The 15451-nt window shown below is 64.6% G+C and carries 16 protein-coding genes; 10 read left to right on the forward strand and 6 right to left on the reverse strand.

The window, feature by feature from the left end; translation table 11 throughout:
• Positions 1-183 precede the first annotated feature (183 nt).
• Both ACFVYC_RS06270 and ACFVYC_RS06275 read left to right on the forward strand, forming a co-directional pair.
• Complete coding sequence (locus tag ACFVYC_RS06270; RefSeq protein WP_387548013.1) at positions 184-525, forward strand: hypothetical protein; 342 nt, start codon at positions 184-186, stop codon at positions 523-525.
• 183 nt (positions 526-708) lie between these two features.
• A complete protein-coding gene (locus ACFVYC_RS06275) occupies positions 709-1020 on the forward strand; it encodes a hypothetical protein (RefSeq protein WP_387548015.1) in 312 nt (103 codons plus the stop codon).
• Between the two features lie 26 nt (positions 1021-1046).
• On the opposite strand, the gene ACFVYC_RS06280 is transcribed toward ACFVYC_RS06275, so the two are convergent.
• The 5 genes from ACFVYC_RS06280 to ACFVYC_RS06300 form a co-directional block, all read right to left on the reverse strand.
• Positions 1047-1400: a GNAT family N-acetyltransferase gene (locus ACFVYC_RS06280; RefSeq protein WP_387548017.1), complete on the reverse strand. Its 354-nt coding sequence runs from the start codon at positions 1398-1400 to the stop codon at positions 1047-1049.
• Positions 1401-1694: 294 nt separating this feature from the next.
• Positions 1695-2546 carry a class II fructose-bisphosphate aldolase gene (locus ACFVYC_RS06285; protein ID WP_387548020.1) on the reverse strand — a complete coding sequence of 284 codons (852 nt, stop codon included), beginning with the start codon at positions 2544-2546 and terminating at the stop codon, positions 1695-1697.
• Positions 2546-4012 carry a GntP family transporter gene (locus tag ACFVYC_RS06290; protein ID WP_387548022.1) on the reverse strand — a complete coding sequence of 489 codons (1467 nt, stop codon included), beginning with the start codon at positions 4010-4012 and terminating at the stop codon, positions 2546-2548. The genes ACFVYC_RS06285 and ACFVYC_RS06290 overlap by 1 nt, the downstream gene beginning before the upstream one ends.
• 225 nt (positions 4013-4237) lie before the next feature.
• Positions 4238-5137, reverse strand: a complete 900-nt coding sequence (locus ACFVYC_RS06295) for an NAD(P)-dependent oxidoreductase (protein ID WP_387548025.1) — start codon at positions 5135-5137, stop codon at positions 4238-4240.
• Positions 5138-5182: 45 nt separating this feature from the next.
• Positions 5183-6679 (reverse strand): four-carbon acid sugar kinase family protein, encoded by a 1497-nt coding sequence (locus tag ACFVYC_RS06300; RefSeq protein WP_387548028.1) that lies wholly within the window; start codon positions 6677-6679, stop codon positions 5183-5185.
• A 161-nt stretch (positions 6680-6840) separates the two neighbouring features.
• Here ACFVYC_RS06300 and ACFVYC_RS06305 point away from each other — a divergent pair, with 161 nt between their 5' ends.
• Both ACFVYC_RS06305 and ACFVYC_RS06310 read left to right on the forward strand, forming a co-directional pair.
• On the forward strand, positions 6841-7545 hold the full coding sequence (locus ACFVYC_RS06305) for a FadR/GntR family transcriptional regulator (protein WP_387548030.1): 705 nt from the start codon (positions 6841-6843) through the stop codon (positions 7543-7545).
• Between the two features lie 105 nt (positions 7546-7650).
• Positions 7651-7863: a dodecin gene (locus ACFVYC_RS06310; protein ID WP_104043363.1), complete on the forward strand. Its 213-nt coding sequence runs from the start codon at positions 7651-7653 to the stop codon at positions 7861-7863.
• A gap of 78 nt (positions 7864-7941) precedes the next feature.
• Here ACFVYC_RS06310 and ACFVYC_RS06315 read toward each other — a convergent pair whose 3' ends face one another.
• Positions 7942-8160 (reverse strand): hypothetical protein, encoded by a 219-nt coding sequence (locus ACFVYC_RS06315; protein ID WP_387548033.1) that lies wholly within the window; start codon positions 8158-8160, stop codon positions 7942-7944.
• 282 nt (positions 8161-8442) lie between these two features.
• Between ACFVYC_RS06315 and ACFVYC_RS06320 the strand changes: the two genes are divergently transcribed.
• The 6 genes from ACFVYC_RS06320 to ACFVYC_RS06345 all read left to right on the forward strand — a co-directional run bounded on the left by ACFVYC_RS06320 (position 8443) and on the right by ACFVYC_RS06345 (position 15431).
• Complete coding sequence (locus ACFVYC_RS06320; protein WP_387548035.1) at positions 8443-9264, forward strand: aldo/keto reductase; 822 nt, start codon at positions 8443-8445, stop codon at positions 9262-9264.
• Between the two features lie 48 nt (positions 9265-9312).
• On the forward strand, positions 9313-10284 hold the full coding sequence (locus ACFVYC_RS06325; protein ID WP_387548037.1) for an aldo/keto reductase: 972 nt from the start codon (positions 9313-9315) through the stop codon (positions 10282-10284).
• Positions 10278-11306 carry an SDR family oxidoreductase gene (locus ACFVYC_RS06330; RefSeq protein ID WP_387548039.1) on the forward strand — a complete coding sequence of 343 codons (1029 nt, stop codon included), beginning with the start codon at positions 10278-10280 and terminating at the stop codon, positions 11304-11306. Before ACFVYC_RS06325 ends, ACFVYC_RS06330 begins: the two co-directional genes overlap by 7 nt.
• A 306-nt stretch (positions 11307-11612) precedes the next feature.
• On the forward strand, positions 11613-14165 hold the full coding sequence (locus tag ACFVYC_RS06335; RefSeq protein ID WP_387548040.1) for a rhamnogalacturonan lyase: 2553 nt from the start codon (positions 11613-11615) through the stop codon (positions 14163-14165).
• 32 nt (positions 14166-14197) lie between these two features.
• Positions 14198-15031, forward strand: coding sequence for an aldo/keto reductase (locus ACFVYC_RS06340; RefSeq protein WP_387548042.1), 834 nt, complete (start codon positions 14198-14200; stop codon positions 15029-15031).
• 133 nt (positions 15032-15164) lie between these two features.
• A complete protein-coding gene (locus ACFVYC_RS06345) occupies positions 15165-15431 on the forward strand; it encodes a GlsB/YeaQ/YmgE family stress response membrane protein (protein ID WP_387548044.1) in 267 nt (88 codons plus the stop codon).
• Positions 15432-15451: the final 20 nt, after the last annotated feature.

Consider the following 15451-nt stretch of genomic DNA (forward strand, 5'->3'; position numbering starts at 1 on the left):
TTCCACAAAAGAGTCTGCGAAGCGCCGTTTTTGCCCGGTTGGGCGTCATTGACTGGCAGGCCCAATCACTCCTCCTGCACAATGCCCCGCCATCCCCACCCGCAGAGGGCCCACGCCAGCGGCGGACGGAGGCTAGGGTTGGTTTACGGGCAGCCGGAAGGCTGCGATCCATAAGGGGGAAGCATGGAGCAGCCATCGGGTGCGAGCGGGTTCCGGGAAGTGGGCCCGGATGGAAACCCCATAATCGAGGAGGCTCCGTCCGCAGCGGCGGAAGACCCGACGGGCGGCGGGGCCGTCCCCGTCAACCCGTTCATTGTGGTTCTGTGGCTGATGGCCGTCCTGCTGGTGGGAGGCGGCCTCTCGGCCATCCTCAACGCAAACCTGGCGGTGGGGCCGTCAAGCGGAGCGACGCCGCTGCCTTTTGTGATTTTCACCCTTGCGCCGCATATTGTCCTGGGTGGCATCATTGCCGCCATTTGCCTGCTGCTCTGGCACGCAAACCAGTGGCAGCGGCGGCGCCGCTAAGTGCACTAGCGAGTACCCGCCGCCGGGCGAAAGTGAAGGCTGGAACTGTGCCCTGGGCCACAGGTGATTTGCCGAAGCATTAGTAAGCATGCTTAGGTTGTGGGGTAATTGAACCTCCGCAAGCAGTTCGCGGCGGTGCTGCCAATGCCGGCAGTTCCGTGAAGAAGCCCAAGGACGAACATCGTGACCACCGCAGTACAAGATCAGTTGGCAGCTCCCGAGGGACCGGAAGCAGCAGCAGAACCTCCCTTGAGCTTCTTCCGCCCCGTGGACGCGGGACTGCTGGTCACCCTGAGTTCACGAATGCACTGCCATGCCCCCATGCAGCTGGTGGATCCGGACGCCATGCCCCTCTACCAGCCCGTCCACGTTGACGGCGCCCAGGTTATTCCGGTGGGCGCCGGCTCCCGGCCCGCCAGCGTGGACACCTACCGCTGCGCCTGCGGTTTCACCATCGATGTCCCGCCGGCCAGCCTGCACGCCCTGGCCAGCTGATTCTGGCGATGGGGCGGCGCCGGCCTTCAGGCTCCTGAGCCGTTCCTCACCGGGCTGTCCGGCCAGTCGACACACTGCTCGTAGCCCTCGTGGTTGCGAAGGTATCCCGCGATGAACGGGCAATGCGGGATGATCCGCTTTCCCGCTGCCACCACGTCATCCAGCGCGAAGTGTGCGAGGACCTTGCCAAGGCCCTGGCCTTCAAAGCCCGGCGATGTCTCGGTGTGGCTGAAGTCGATATGGCCGGGAAGGTCCCGGTAAAAGGACTGGACGGCGAGTTTGCCGCCCACCAGAAGTTCGTAGCGGTGGTCCGCGTCGTTGCGCCTCAGTGAGACGTCGGGGGCGAACCTATCCTCGGTGGACATCGTGTTCTCGGTCATGGTTCGACACTGGCACTACTTCACCCTGCTGGCAATGCCCCGGCTTACCCTTCAGCATCACAAGGGCCCGGGCAAAGCACACCGACCCATTCCGGCAGTTCGGGCGTCGAGCCGCTCAGGGCGGTGGTCACCGAAAGAAGATCACGACGGCGGCGCCCAGGAACGCAAAGAAGGAGGCCAGGATCATTGTGTAATCCTGGCCTCCCCTCCGGGAAGAGCTGTTGGGCCGATACGAGGACGTGGCGTGCTCCAACCCTTTGTATTTGTCCGGAAACTCCAGGAGGTTGGGCGCCCCTACCGGGTGAGGGTGGCCAGCATGGTGCTGGCGAAGCTGCCCGCGGACTGGTCCCAGTGGCCCAAAAGCCCCTGGAGATTCTCGCCGTCGGACCGGTGTCCGGGCAACTGCTCCTGCAGGGTTGCGAGGACGCCGGTGCGGAGCTCTGTGTTGAAGTTGACCTTGCCAACGTTCATGGACGCGGCCTTCACCAGCTCCTCCGCGGGGATCCCGGAAGCCCCGTGGAGGACCAGCGGGATGTGTGTCCGCACGGCGATGTCCTGCAGGACGTCCCAGCGCAGCTGCGGCTCCCCTTTGTACTTGCCGTGGACGTTCCCGACGGCGACAGCCAGCAGTTCCGCTCCGGTCCGGGACACAAAGTCCTCCACCTGCGCGGAATCCGTCAGCCCGGCCACGGCTACGCCGGACTGGTCGGCACCGAAGGCGCGGTCCTCGTCCCCCGCGAGGCCGCCCAGCTCGGCTTCCAGCACCACGTCGGGGCCCAGCAACGCGCGGGCCGCCTGGACCAGGGCGATGTTGTCCTCGTAAGGAAGGGAGGAACCGTCGGCGAGGACCGAATCCGCCCCTGCCGTGACGGCGTCCGCCATCACCCGAAGGTCCGTGGCGTGGTCAAGCTGCACGGCCACCGGGACGGACGCGGCGTCGGCGAGGCCCCGGAGGGCTCCGATGAGGCGCAGTCCGTTGGACGTGGCGGCAGTCCTGGGGGCCACCAGCAGGATGACGCCCCGGCCGGATTCCTCGGCGGCGGCCACCACGGCAAGTGCGGTGGTGAAGTCGTAACAGGTGAAGGCCGGGACTGCGGATCCCTGCTGGAGGGCGGAGGTGACCAGGTGGTCGAGTCGGGTGCGCATCAGACCCCCAGGCCTCCTACCAGGATCCAGGCCACGAAGGTCAGCGCGAAGCCGGCCAGGCCCAGGATGGTGGTGAGGACGGTCCAGGTCTTCAGGCCGTCCGAGACGGTGAGGCCGTAGTAGCGGACCACGGTCCAGAAGCCGGCGTCGGTGACGTGGGACAGTCCCAGCGAGCCGAAGCCGATGGCAATAACGATCACTGCGATCTGGGCCGGCGTATAGCCGCCTTCCATCACAGCCGAGGTCAACAGACCGGTGGTGGTCACGATGGCGACGGTGGCCGAGCCCTGTGCTGCACGGAGTGCCAGTGAGATCACGAAGCCCAGCGCGATGACGGGCAGGCCCAGGTGGTCCAGGGTCTGGGACAGGGCGGCACCGATACCGGAGGTGCGCAGGACTTCGCCGAACACGCCGCCGGCGGCCACCACCATCAGGATGGAGGCGATGGGAGGCAGTGCGCCTTCGAAGATTTCGCCGGTTTCCTTCAGCGACCAGTTGCGGCGTACCGCGAGCAGGAAGAAGGACAGCGCGACGGCCACCAGGAGGGCGAAGAACGGGTTGCCGACGAACGCGGCCAGGCCGTACCAGGAGTTGTCCTTGGGGATGGTGAGGGTGCCCAGGGTGCCGATCAGGATCTGCACGATGGGGGCGGCGATAAGGAAGATGATCAGGCCGGGACGCGGAGGTGCGATGGTGGCAGCACCTGGGCCGTCATGGCCCACCTTGACGAGGGAGTCGGAGCCGAATTCCTCAACCTGCGCCTTGACGGACGGGAGGAGTTCGTAGTCCTTGCGGTTCATGATGCTGGCAACCCAGTAGGACAGGAAGCCCAGGGGAACGCAGATGGCCAGGGAGATAAGGGTGATGAGTCCGATGTCCGCTCCGAACACGCCGGCTCCTGCAACGATGCCGGGGTGCGGCGGCACGGCGACGTGGATGGCGAGCATGATGCCGGCCATGGGCAGCCCGAACTTGACCGGGTGTACGTTGGCGATCTTGGCGAAGGCGTAGACGATGGGCACCAGCACGATGATGCCCACTTCGAAGAAGACGGGGATGGCCACCAGGAAGCCGACGGCGGTGAGCGCCACTGCGACGCGCTTGGCACCGAGCTTCTCGGTGAAGTGGGTAGCGAGGGACTGCACGCCGCCGGATACTTCGATCATGCGGCCCAGGACGGCGCCGAGTGCGATCAGCAGCGCCACCTTGCCCATGGTGCTGCCCACGCCGTTGGCCACCACCGTGAAGACGTCCTTCAGCGGGATCTGCGCGGCGACGGCCACCATGATGCTGACGGTGAGCAGGGCAACGAAGGCCTGGATCTTGAAGCGGATGATCATCACCAGCAGCACGGCGATGCCGAGCGCGGCGATGGTCAGCAGCAGCGGAGTGCCGAGCTCCACTGCGGGTTTGATGGCTGGAACATCAGCCGCCCGCACTATCAGCGGGTTCATCAGGTGGTTCATGACGGGTGTCTCCTTTGACGTGCCAGTCTTCCAGAAGACGGGCAATCAGGCGCTGGTTTTTTCTCAGGGGGAATGGTGGGGGCGTCGGGGGAACGCTGCGGAAGTACGGCGACGGCGGAGGGGGGACCGCCGTCGTCGTCCATCCCTGGAGTGTTTGGACAGGTATCGGGACCTGCGGGGATTCAGGCCGCCGTATCTGCCCAAATACTCCGGGAGGGGGTGGGGTCAGTTAGTGCGCTTGGTGGGGGCGACGACCCTGATGACGGCGGAGTCATCGGCGGCGGCGAGACCTTGGGCCTGGCCCAGCAGGTAGAGCTGCTCGGCTGCTGCGGCAACGGGGGCTGCCAGGCCGGCGGCGCGGGTGGCCTTGCCCACGATGCCCATGTCCTTCACGAAGATGTCCAGGCGGGAGAGGACCTCGGCGCCTTCCTCGTTGTAAGCCTCAAGGATCCGGGGACCGCGGTTGGACAGCATAAACGAGCCCGCGGCACCGGCTTCAAGGGCTGCGAGGGTCTTTGCCTGGTCAAGGCCCAAAGCGTCGGCGAGGGCCATGGCTTCTGCGGCCGCGGCGATATGGACGCCGCAGAGCAGCTGGTTGACGGTCTTCAGTGCCTGGCCGTCGCCGGGCTTGTCGCCCACCACGGTGAGGGTGGAGGCTAGCAGTTCCAGTGCGGGGGCTGCCTTTTCGCGGGCTTCGCGGGAAGCGCCGACAACGATCAGCAGGTCGCCTTCGCCGGCACGCTTGGGGCCGCCGGAGAGCGGGGCGTCCACGAGTTCCACGCCGTACTCGGCCAGCTTGGCCACCGTGGCGGGGATGGCGTCGGTGCCTACGGTGCTGCCGAGGATGACGACGGCGCCCGGCTCCAGCACCGAGGCCACGCCGTTCTCGCCGAAGAGGACGTCGGTCAGCTGTTCGCCGTTGCGGACGGCAAGGAGCACGGCGTCGGCGCCTTTGGCGGCTTCGCGGGCGGAGGCAAATGTGGCGATGCCGGCTTCTTCGGCCAGCTTGAGGCGGGGCTCGGCGATGTCGAAGCCGTGGACGGTCAGCTGGGAGGCCATGCGGGTAGCCATGGGCAGGCCCATGGCGCCGAGGCCCAGGACGGTGACGGTGTAGTTGCTGGTCATGGTGTTCTCCATTGAATTTTGGCGGGAATTGCGGCGGGGGGGTATCTAAAAGGTGTTGCTGAGCTTGCGGGTGACGTCGGCGAGGGACTGGTCGTCACCGACGTTGCCGGCGAAGACGATGTACGGGATGCCCTTGGCGGGGCCGTCCACCGGCTCCCAGAGCGAGACGATGCCCGGCAGCATGGGCCCGCGGACAATGGCGTGGCGGATCTCCAGGCCGTGCGCGGCAACGTCCGAGGACGTGATGCCGCCCTTGGCGATTACGAACCGGGGCGGGAACGTCTTTAGGGTGCGGTTCACGACGGTGACGACGGCGGCGGACACGGTGCGCGCGATCCGCAGGCTTTCGGCCGGGTCCTCCGTTTTGATCAGCAGGCGGCTGGTGTGGACGATGACGTCGCCGCCGCGGAGGGCTTCGACAACCGTGTCCACTGTCTGGTCCAGGTGTGCCGCCGCTTCGGTTTCGCCTGCGAGGAGCCTTTCGACGTCGATTTCCACGATGCGTGCCGCACTGTGCTGTTCGGTCAGGGCTTTGAGCTGGCGGGTGGTGACGCCCACATGGGATCCGACGACGATCAGGCCGCCGGCTTCGGACGGGGTGTTGCCGGCGTAGGCTTCGGCACCGGTGAGCTCGGTGCGGATCTCCTGCCCGATGCGGGCGCGCCCGAACGGCGGGCCCACTCGGTAGAGGAGTTTCTTGCCGCGGCGTTCAGCTTCTTCCAGGCCGAGGGACAATGCCCGAAGGTCGTTTTCGGTGACGATGTCGGCCACGATCGGGGTGGAATCCGTGGCGGGTTCAATCGCATCGGCGATGGCGTGGGCGCTGATGGTTGCGCCGGCGGTTGCGTCTTTGGCTGCGGCCCCGGCGCGGATGATGTTCAGGTCCAGGACGATCACCGAGCCGGCGGGGAAGCGGCCTTTCGACTTTTCTTCGACGTAGTTGGCCATCACGGAGGTGGCGAAGCCAAAAGTGGCATCCTTGGCGAACTCGGTGTCGGACACCGGGGTCAGCGTGCCGGCTGCATCGCCGGTACCGCGCATGTAGTGGACACCGCCGATGGTGACGCGTCCGGCGTCGGGGAAAGCGGGGACCAGCACCACGCCGTCAATCTTTTCGCCGCTGGCGTCCGCCACCGTGGCGGCGATGACGTCCGGCTCCAGGGGGTAGTGGCCGCGGAGGGTGGAGTCGCTGCGGCTGACGAACCCGAGCCGCAGTTGCTCAGGGGACCCGGCGGCGGCGAGGGCGTTGCGGACCACTTCTTCGTTGCGGGCGGCGGCCTCTGCGGGATCCAGGCTGCGGGTATTCGTGAGGACGTAGACGGCGGGCTTGGACTGGCCGAACGCCCAGATGAAGTCTTCTACTTCCCAACGGGTGAGGACGGGCAGGTCTGCCACGGACTGCGTTCCGGTGGGGTCGTCGTCGAGCACTACCAGGACACGCGGTGTCTCCGCGTTGGAGGCGGCCAGGGTGCTGGCCACCAGTTCGGCGGGAATCCGGACTTCGGCCGGGTAGGCGGCCAGAACGTCTGCTTCAAGCGTCACAGTGCACTCCGTTGTGTATGAATCCGGGGGCGGATCCTGATGTAAAAGGTATCTGTAAGATGTCTGACATCTTGCATTTGAATGCTAGTGTGGCACAGGACATAAAGACGCGCAAGTAGACTTGTCTGGCATATCCGCGCAGGGCATCGATGGGGGCAGCAATGGCAAGGAAGTCGCTGGTAGGCCAAGTGGCTGACGAGCTTCTTGACCGCATCATCGCAGGCGAATTTCCGCCGGGCGCCATTGTGCCCGGCGAGCACGAGCTCAGCGCCAGGCATGAAGTCAGCCGGATGACCGTGCGTGAAGCCATGAAGACCCTTGAGGCCCAGCACATCCTCAGTGTGGAGCGCGGGCGCGGTACCTTTGTGAACCCGCTCAACCGGTGGGCATCACTGGAGGCGGTGCTGCGCGCAGCCTCTGAGGGCAAGAATGAAGCCGAAGCGTCCGTTCAGCTGATCGAGCTCCGCCGAATGCTGGAAACCGGCGCGTGCGAACTCGCCGCGGGACGGATCAGCGATGCTGACATCCAGAAGCTTTTTGGCTTCGTGACAGCAATGCGTTCCGCCCATGAGGTGAACGACGTGGCCGCCTTTGTGGAGGCGGACCTGGCATTCCACGATCTGATCCTGCATGCCTCGGAAAACGTCTTTGTGGCCGTGCTGTTCGAGCCACTGCACCGGGTGCTGGAGAAGAGGCGCACCGAGACCTCGGCAGTGCCCCAGATCCAGGAGCACGCCATCGGGCACCACCAGAACATCGCGGAAGCCCTGGAGTCCCGGGACGCTGCACGCTCCCGGGAAGCCATGGACGCCCACATGCAGCAGACCCTCGACGATCTCAAGAACCTGGTGCTCGAGGCAAAGTAGCAGCAGCTTTCCCCGGCCCAGGGGCTGGCCAACGTTCTTGAAGTGCTACTAGTCTTCAAGAACGGCCCGCAACCGGGAGCCCCAAGGCAATCACGAGGAGCGAAGTTGTCCAACCACACGTACAGCATTTCTGAAATTGTCGGCACGTCGGATCAGGGAGTGGACGACGCCGTCCGGAACGGAATCGCCAAGGCATCCCAGACCCTCCGCAACCTCGACTGGTTCGAGGTCAAGGAAATCCGCGGCCATCTGGAAGAGGGCAAAATTGCTGATTGGCAGGTCACCATCAAGCTCGGTTTCCGGCTGGAAGAACACTGATTTAAACCCAAACTGGCCCGCAGTCAACGTCACTCGCATGAGGACGCCGGCTGCGGGCCAGTTTGGGTTTAACCGGAGCTAACGGGCCGGGGCGGCAGCTGCCGCGCGCCTCCGCCAGACGGTGGGAACGCCGTCGAACGCCGGAAAGACATGGCCTTCGAAGAAGGACAGCACGGTGTGGGGGTCGAGGTCCGGGCTCCACAAGCCGGAGACCGGGCAGTGCGAGCCGGTGGCGGTGGACGGGGCGCCTGTGGCGGCAGAAGCCTGGCGCTCCTTCAGCAGGGCGATGCGTTTCATCGTTGAGACATCCTTGGAGTGAGAAGTTCGTGCCTTCAGCCTAGGAAATCCGCGGGACGTTCCCAATGGGCTCGTGGCCAGAATCCGCCCTTGCCGCTGGCCAAATGTACAGCCGCACCGCTTCCGCCCGAAGGCAGGACCGGCACTCCGAAAAGAACGGGATGGGCCCTGCCTGCTGACAGACCGGCCAAAAGTGCATAGGCTCAATACCGAGCCAAGCGGAAACCGCTTTCTCATGGTCGAGCCAACGGCACCCACCCGCACCTTTCAAGGAGCCACCCCATGTCAGAGCTGACACTTAACAACGGCATCACTGTCCCCCAACTTGGTTTCGGTGTTTTCCAGGTCCCACCCGAGGACACCCAGCGCACCGTGGAGGACGCCCTCGAGGCCGGATACCGCCACATTGATACAGCCGCCGCCTACCGCAACGAGGCCGGGGTGGGAGCTGCGATCGCGGCTGCCGGCATCGCGCGCCAAGACCTCTTTATCACCACCAAGCTCCGGAACGGCGACCAGGGCCGGGCCCAGGAAGCGTTCCAGAACAGCCGCAAAGCACTGCGCCTGGACTATGTGGATCTTTATCTCATCCACTGGCCTGTCCCCTCACAGGGCTTGTTCGTGCAGGCCTGGAAGGAGATGGAGCGGCTCTATGAAAACAACCAGATCCGCGCCATCGGCGTCTCCAATTTCCTCCGCGAGCACTTGGATGAGCTCCTGAAGTCTTCGGAGATCGTCCCCGCGGTGAACCAGTTCGAACTGCACCCGAGTTACCAGCAGGCGGACCTTGCCGCAAAGTGCCGGGACCTGGGAATCGCCGTGGAAGCCTACAGCCCCCTGGGCCAGGGCGCGGACCTCAACGGAAATGCGGTGACGGCCATCGCCAACACCCACAACGCAAGCACCGCCCAGGTGGTCCTCGCCTGGCACCTGGCCGCCGGGAACATCGTCATTCCCAAGTCCAGCCAGGCATCACGGATCCGCGAAAACTTCGCCGCCTCCACGCTCACGCTTTCCGACGAGGAAATTTCAGCCATCACGGCACTCGAGTCCGGTGCGCGCCTCGGGTCAGACCCCGCCGTCGCGTCCTTCACGCAGCTGTAGCCGGCCCCAACCGCCGACTCGGCAAGCCCGGCATCGAAAGGAATCACAATGCAATACACCCAACTGGGCCGCTCAGGCCTGAAAGTCTCCCGGCTCTGCCTGGGCACCATGAACTTCGGTCCCCAGACAGAGGAAACCGAAGCCCACAGCATCATGGACTCCGCACTTGACCAAGGCATCAACTTCTTTGACACAGCCAACGTGTACGGGGGCTCCGGCCACCGCGGCTGGACCGAAGAGATCATCGGGCGCTGGTTCGCCACAGGCGGCGAGCGCCGCGAGCACACAGTGCTTGCCACCAAGCTGTACGGGACCATGACGGACCGCCCCAATGAGTCAAAGCTGTCCGCGCTGAACATCCGCCGCGCCCTGGATGCGAGCCTGAAGCGACTGCAGACGGACTACATCGACATCTACCAGTTCCACCACGTTGACCGGAACACCCCGTGGGACGAGATCTGGCAGGCCATCGAGGTCGCGGTCCAGCAGGGCAAGATCCTGTATTCGGGCAGCAGCAACTTCGCCGGCTGGCACATCGCCCAGGCGCAGGAGGCTGCGCGGCGCCGCAACTACACCGGCCTGGTCAGCGAGCAGTCAATCTACAACCTGTTCATGCGTCAGGTGGAGCTGGAAGTTATTCCGGCCGCCCAGCAGTACGGGCTGGGGCTCATCCCCTGGTCACCGCTGCAGGGTGGACTCCTGGGCGGGGTTCTGAAGAAGGAGCGGCAGGGCGTCCGGCGGACTGAGGGCCGGGCCGCGGAGACCCTCAAGAAGCACCAGGACCAGATCCAGCAGTACGAGGACTTCGCCGATGATTTGGGCAAAGAGCCCGGCGATATCGCCCTCGCCTGGCTGCTGCACCAGCCCGCCGTTACGGCACCTATTGTGGGGCCGCGGACCCAGGAACAGCTCGACGCCGCCATCCGGGCTCTGGACGTTACGCTCGACGCCGATGCGCTCAAGCAGCTCGATGGCATCTTCCCAGGGCACCGCACTGCGCCGGAAGACTACGCGTGGTGAACCCGCTGGCTGGTGTGGCCGATACGGTGGCGCCGAGGAGCATCCTTCTGATCGGCGGCACCGGGGTCATCAGCGCGACGGCGGCACAACGCGCCGTCGCGCTGGGCCACCGTGTCACAGTCCTCAACCGGGGCCAGTCCGCCAGGCCGGTCCCGGAAGGGGTGGAAACCCTGACGGCGGATGTCCGCGACGTCACCGCGGTCCGGGAAGTGCTGGCCGGGCGGGAATTCGACGCCGTCGCGGACTTCATCACCTACAAACCGGACCAGGCCAAGGCCAGCCTGGACCTGTTCACCGGCCGCACCGGGCAGTACGTGTTCATCAGTTCCGCCTCCGCGTACCAGAAGCCGCCCACCCGGCTGCCGATCCGGGAATCCACGCCCCTGAAGAACCCCTTCTGGCAGTATTCGCGGGACAAGATCGCCTGCGAGGAACTCTTCTTCGAGGCATACCGGGAGCAGGATTTCCCGCTCACAGTGATCCGTCCGTCCCATACGTATGACCGGACCAAGATCGCGATGGTGGGCAGTTGGACGGACATCCACCGGATGCGAGCCGGTCTGCCGGTCATGGTGCACGGCGACGGCACGTCCCTCTGGACACTTACCCACAGCAAGGATTTCGCCAAGGCGTTTGTGGGGCTGCTGGGCCGGCCGCAGGCGGTGGGCGAGAGCTACACCATCACCTCTGACGAGTACCTGCCCTGGAACCAGATCTACCAACTGTTCGCCCGGGCAGCAGGTGTTGCGGATCCGGAACTGGTCCACGTGGCATCGGAAACCATCGCCGCGAACAGTGAGGAACTGGGACCGAACCTCCTTGGCGACCGCTCGCACTCAGTGGTTTTTGACAACACCAAGATCAAGTCCCTGGTCCCCGGCTACTGCGCCACCATTCCGTTCGCCGACGGCGCCCGGGAGATCGTGGACTGGTACGACACAAATCCAGAACTGCAGGTGGTCAACCAACAGTTCATGGACCTGAGCGACCGGATGATTGGCTGGGCCCGGCGCGGCGCCTGATCCGGCCCCGGCTGAGCCGGTTGGCTGACGCGCCGCAGTGGAAATCGCCGGAACGGTGCGGGCACGCTGAACCGGATCAGCGTCCCCGCACCGTTCCAGCGTCCCCGCACCGTTCCAGCGTCCCCGAGCCGTTCCAAGTCCCCGGCGACGGAACCTGTTAGGCAGTGTGCCGCCAGCCGCGCGCTATTTCTACAACGTTCTAAATACCTTCGAACCCACGATGCCGCAAGGCTTGTTTTCTCCACACCCCACCACTAAGTTACTGGGGAAGCGCTTTCCCGAACTAGAAATTGAAAGGATTCATCGATGAATCCGAGCAGGAACTCCGCCCGCCTTCTTTCAGCAGGTGCCCTGGGTATCGCCCTCTCCCTCGGCTGCCTCGCAGCCCCGGCCTCCGCCGTCGAACGTTCCCCCAAGCCTGGCGCCCCCGGCGTCCAGCTGGACCACCTCGACCGCGGCCTGGTGGCCGCCAAGACTTCGGAAGGGGTGTTCCTCAGCTGGCGCCTGCTGGGCCACGAAGCCACCGGATCGTCCGCGACGGGCCTGACCGGCACGGACTTCAACGTTTACCGGGATGGCGAGAAGCTGGCAACGGTCACGGACAGCACCAACTTCCAGGACACCGCTGGAACCGCAGCGTCTGAATACGAGGTGCGGGCCGTCGTCGGCGGCGTTGAACTGGACACCAGCGCAACCGCCACGTCCTGGGGCGCCAACTTCATGGATATCCCGCTGAAGAAGCCGGCTGACGGAGTGACTCCCACCGGCCAGGCGTACACCTACGCCGCCAACGACGCCTCCATCGGCGATGTGGACGGCGACGGCCAGTACGAATTCGTGGTCAAGTGGGACCCGAACAATTCCAAGGACGTTTCCCAGGTGGGGTACACCGGGAACACCTACGTGGACACGTACAAGGCAGATGGCACACTGCTCCACCGCATCGACCTCGGTGTGAACATCCGCTCGGGCGCCCACTACACCCAGCTCCTGGTCAACGATTTCGACGGCGACGGCCGCGCGGAAATGATGATGAAGACGGCGCCGGGAACCAAGAGCACCAACTTTAACGCCGACGGCAGCGTAGCCTCTGAGAAGTTCATTTCCTTGCTGCAGTCGGACATCCAGGCCGGCTACTCCAACTCGGACGACTACCGGATGAGCGCGGCCGGCTACTACGAACACATGGTGAAGACCTTTCAGGGCTGGACCGAGCACCCGGAAGTGAAGGCCGGCAACTGGCCCGCCACACTGGAGGAAGCCTTCGGAATCGCGCCGAAGTACCAGTACCCGCTGTCCCCCACAGATGCCGAAGCGTTGACCGACTACTTCATGGACGTCTACGCACCGTCGCGCAGCCCCCGGAACGTGCTGCGGGCCTTCGAGGGTTTCATTGTGTCCGGCCCGGAGTACCTCACCGTTTTCGAGGGAGCTTCCGGCAAGGAGCTCAAGACAGTCGCCTACGAGCCGGGCAGGCACGACGACGGCCTCATGTGGGGCGATTATGCCATGGCCCGCATCGAGCCGGGCAACCGCGTGGACCGGTTCCTCGCCGGCGTCGCCTACCTGGACGGCAAGAAGCCGGCGGCTGTCTTTGCCCGCGGTTACTACACACGCAGCACACTGGCTGCGTACACCTGGGACGGGTCCAACCTCTCCCCCGTATGGAACGTCGATTCCGGCTGGACGCCCATGACCAACCCGTTCAATGATGGGCCGCACGGCCGAAACGGCACCGATCCTGAGTTTGGCACGCTCACCACGCAGGGCTTCCACTCATTGAGCGCCTCGGACGTGGACGGGGACGGCAAGCAGGAAATCGTCTACGGCTCGGCCACGATCGACGACGACGGGTCGCTGCTGTACAGCTCGTTCGACACCATGCCGCAGGGCAGCGCCACCCCGGGTGAGGAAGCCCGCCTGGGCCATGGCGACGCCATGCACGTCACCGACATTGATCCGGCACGTCCGGGCAAGGAAATCTTCAGCGTGCACGAGGGCGGAACCTTTGCCCCCTACGGCTACGCCATGCGCGATGCCGCCACCGGCGAGGTGCTTTTCGGTGCCTACTCCGGGAGGGACACCGGCCGCGGCATGATCGGCGACGTTGATCCCGCAGTGCCCGGCATTGAGAACTGGGCCATCGGCATGCAAGCGGCCGACGGCGGCAAGCTCTCCTCCTCCGGGCCCGGCACCAACATGAGCATCAAGTGGGCCGCGGACATGACCACGCAGATCGTCAACGGCTCAGCGGAACAAACGCCCACCATTGACGACTGGAAGCGCGGCCGGCTCCTCACCGCCACAGATACCCGCACCAACAACGGCACTAAGGGAAACCCCAGCCTCGTAGCGGACGTCGTGGGTGACTGGCGCGAGGAATTGCTGGTGAGGACCACGGACAGCTCGGCGCTGCGGATGTACCTCAGCACCGAGGTGACCAACCACAAGCTCTACACCCTGATGCACGACCCGCAGTACCGTGCAGAAGTTGCCCGCCAGAACACCGCCTACAACCAGCCGTCCTACACCGACTTCTACCTGGCCTCGGACATGGACTTCGCGAACGTGCCACTGCGGGCAGCCTGGCTCCCGGGCAGTGTGAAAGCGCTGCAGCATGTGGTGGAAGACCTGACCGAATCAGGCGACGTGGCTGGGCCGGTAGGCAGCCAGCTCAAGGCGAGCATCCAGCAGGCGGCGAAGGCGGTTGCTGACGGTGACGCCGCCAAGGCCGGCCAGGCACTGCAGCGCTTCGTTGACTTCCTGGGCCAGCAGAAGGGCCCGGACAAGGTATCGGACACCGCCCGGGTGGCCCTGACCTACAACGCCGAAAACATCCTGCGGGCGTTTGGGGGCTAGGACGGCCACCACATAGGGGAGACACTGTTGCCATGACACTCGCACCGCTGATCAAACTCAATGACGGTTACTCCATCCCGCAAGTGGGACTCGGCACCTGGCCGCTGGACGACGACCAGGTGGCGACCGCCGTCGTGCAAGCCCTGGAAGCCGGGTACCGGCACATCGATACCGCTGTGAAGTACGGCAATGAACAGGGCGTTGGCAACGGACTCCGTGCCAGTGGCGTGGACAGGGATGAGGTGTTCATCACCACCAAGGTAGACGGCCAGTTCCAGGGCAACGACCGCGCAGTCGAGGGACTGGAGGGTGCGCTGAAGCGGCTGGGGCTCGATTACGTGGACCTGCTTTTGATCCATTGGCCGCTGCCCCAGCGCGATGAATATGTTTCCACGTGGAAGACTTTCGAGCGGCTGCAGGCGGAGGGAAAGGTCCGTTCAATCGGGGTTTCCAACTTCAAGCCCGCGCACCTGGAGCGGCTGATGGCGGAAACAGACGTAGTGCCGGCGGTGAACCAGATCCAGCTGAGCCCGGCTATTACCCGGACCACGGAACGGGAATTTCACCACCGGCATGGCATTGTGACTCAGTCCTACAGCCCGCTGGGAGGGGATGGCGCTGGTCTTTTGAGTGCCCCCATCCTGTCGCAGCTGGGGGAAAAGTATGGCAAAACGCCCGGCCAAATGGTCCTTCGATGGCATATCCAGAACGGAATTGTAACGATTCCGAAAACGTCGAATCCGGAGCGGATGCGGGAGAACCTGGACATCTTTGATTTCGCCTTGGACCCGCAGGATCTAGCGGAATTGGCCATACTCGACGACGGGCCTGACGCAGGCAACGATTCGGACGCCACGGGTCACTGAACCGGCCCTGAAATGCGGCTTTCGTTAGAAACGGGGTTGGCAAATCAATAGTAAGCATGATTACTATTGAGGCAGAAGGATGAAGTGCTTCCGGGATCCGGAGGCCTCCTTTACTTAGGAAGAGGAACAAAAAATGGGATTCATTGCATTTCTAATTCTCGGACTTATTGCTGGTGCGATCGCTAAGGCGATCCTCCCGGGCCGACAGGGTGGCGGCTGGATCATCACCCTTGTCCTGGGTGTCGTCGGAGCACTGCTCGGCGGCTGGATCGGCGGCATGCTCTTCGGCACCGGTCTGCAGGAGTTCTTCTCACTGCAGACGTGGCTGCTGGCCATCGGCGGCGCACTCATCGTGCTGCTGGTTTACGGCATGATCACCAAGCGCGGCGCGCGTCGCTAACCAGCGCGCCAGCCAGGAAA

The organism is Pseudarthrobacter sp. NPDC058329 (assembly GCF_042879835.1).
In the GTDB taxonomy this organism is placed as follows: Bacteria; Actinomycetota; Actinomycetes; order Actinomycetales; family Micrococcaceae; genus Arthrobacter.

Bases quoted from the DNA above. Each gene is read 5' to 3' on its own strand.
- ACFVYC_RS06345 (WP_387548044.1), top strand. From the start codon at position 15,165: ATGGGATTCATTGCATTTCTAATTCTCGGACTTATTGCTGGTGCGATC.
- ACFVYC_RS06280 (WP_387548017.1), bottom strand. From the start codon at position 1,400: ATGACCGAGAACACGATGTCCACCGAGGATAGGTTCGCCCCCGACGTC.
- ACFVYC_RS06305 (WP_387548030.1), top strand. From the start codon at position 6,841: ATGGCAAGGAAGTCGCTGGTAGGCCAAGTGGCTGACGAGCTTCTTGAC.
- ACFVYC_RS06325 (WP_387548037.1), top strand. From the start codon at position 9,313: ATGCAATACACCCAACTGGGCCGCTCAGGCCTGAAAGTCTCCCGGCTC.
- ACFVYC_RS06290 (WP_387548022.1), bottom strand. From the start codon at position 4,012: ATGAACCACCTGATGAACCCGCTGATAGTGCGGGCGGCTGATGTTCCA.
- ACFVYC_RS06285 (WP_387548020.1), bottom strand. From the start codon at position 2,546: ATGCGCACCCGACTCGACCACCTGGTCACCTCCGCCCTCCAGCAGGGA.
- ACFVYC_RS06270 (WP_387548013.1), top strand. From the start codon at position 184: ATGGAGCAGCCATCGGGTGCGAGCGGGTTCCGGGAAGTGGGCCCGGAT.
- ACFVYC_RS06315 (WP_387548033.1), bottom strand. From the start codon at position 8,160: ATGAAACGCATCGCCCTGCTGAAGGAGCGCCAGGCTTCTGCCGCCACA.
- ACFVYC_RS06320 (WP_387548035.1), top strand. From the start codon at position 8,443: ATGTCAGAGCTGACACTTAACAACGGCATCACTGTCCCCCAACTTGGT.
- ACFVYC_RS06295 (WP_387548025.1), bottom strand. From the start codon at position 5,137: ATGACCAGCAACTACACCGTCACCGTCCTGGGCCTCGGCGCCATGGGC.
- ACFVYC_RS06340 (WP_387548042.1), top strand. From the start codon at position 14,198: ATGACACTCGCACCGCTGATCAAACTCAATGACGGTTACTCCATCCCG.
- ACFVYC_RS06335 (WP_387548040.1), top strand. From the start codon at position 11,613: ATGAATCCGAGCAGGAACTCCGCCCGCCTTCTTTCAGCAGGTGCCCTG.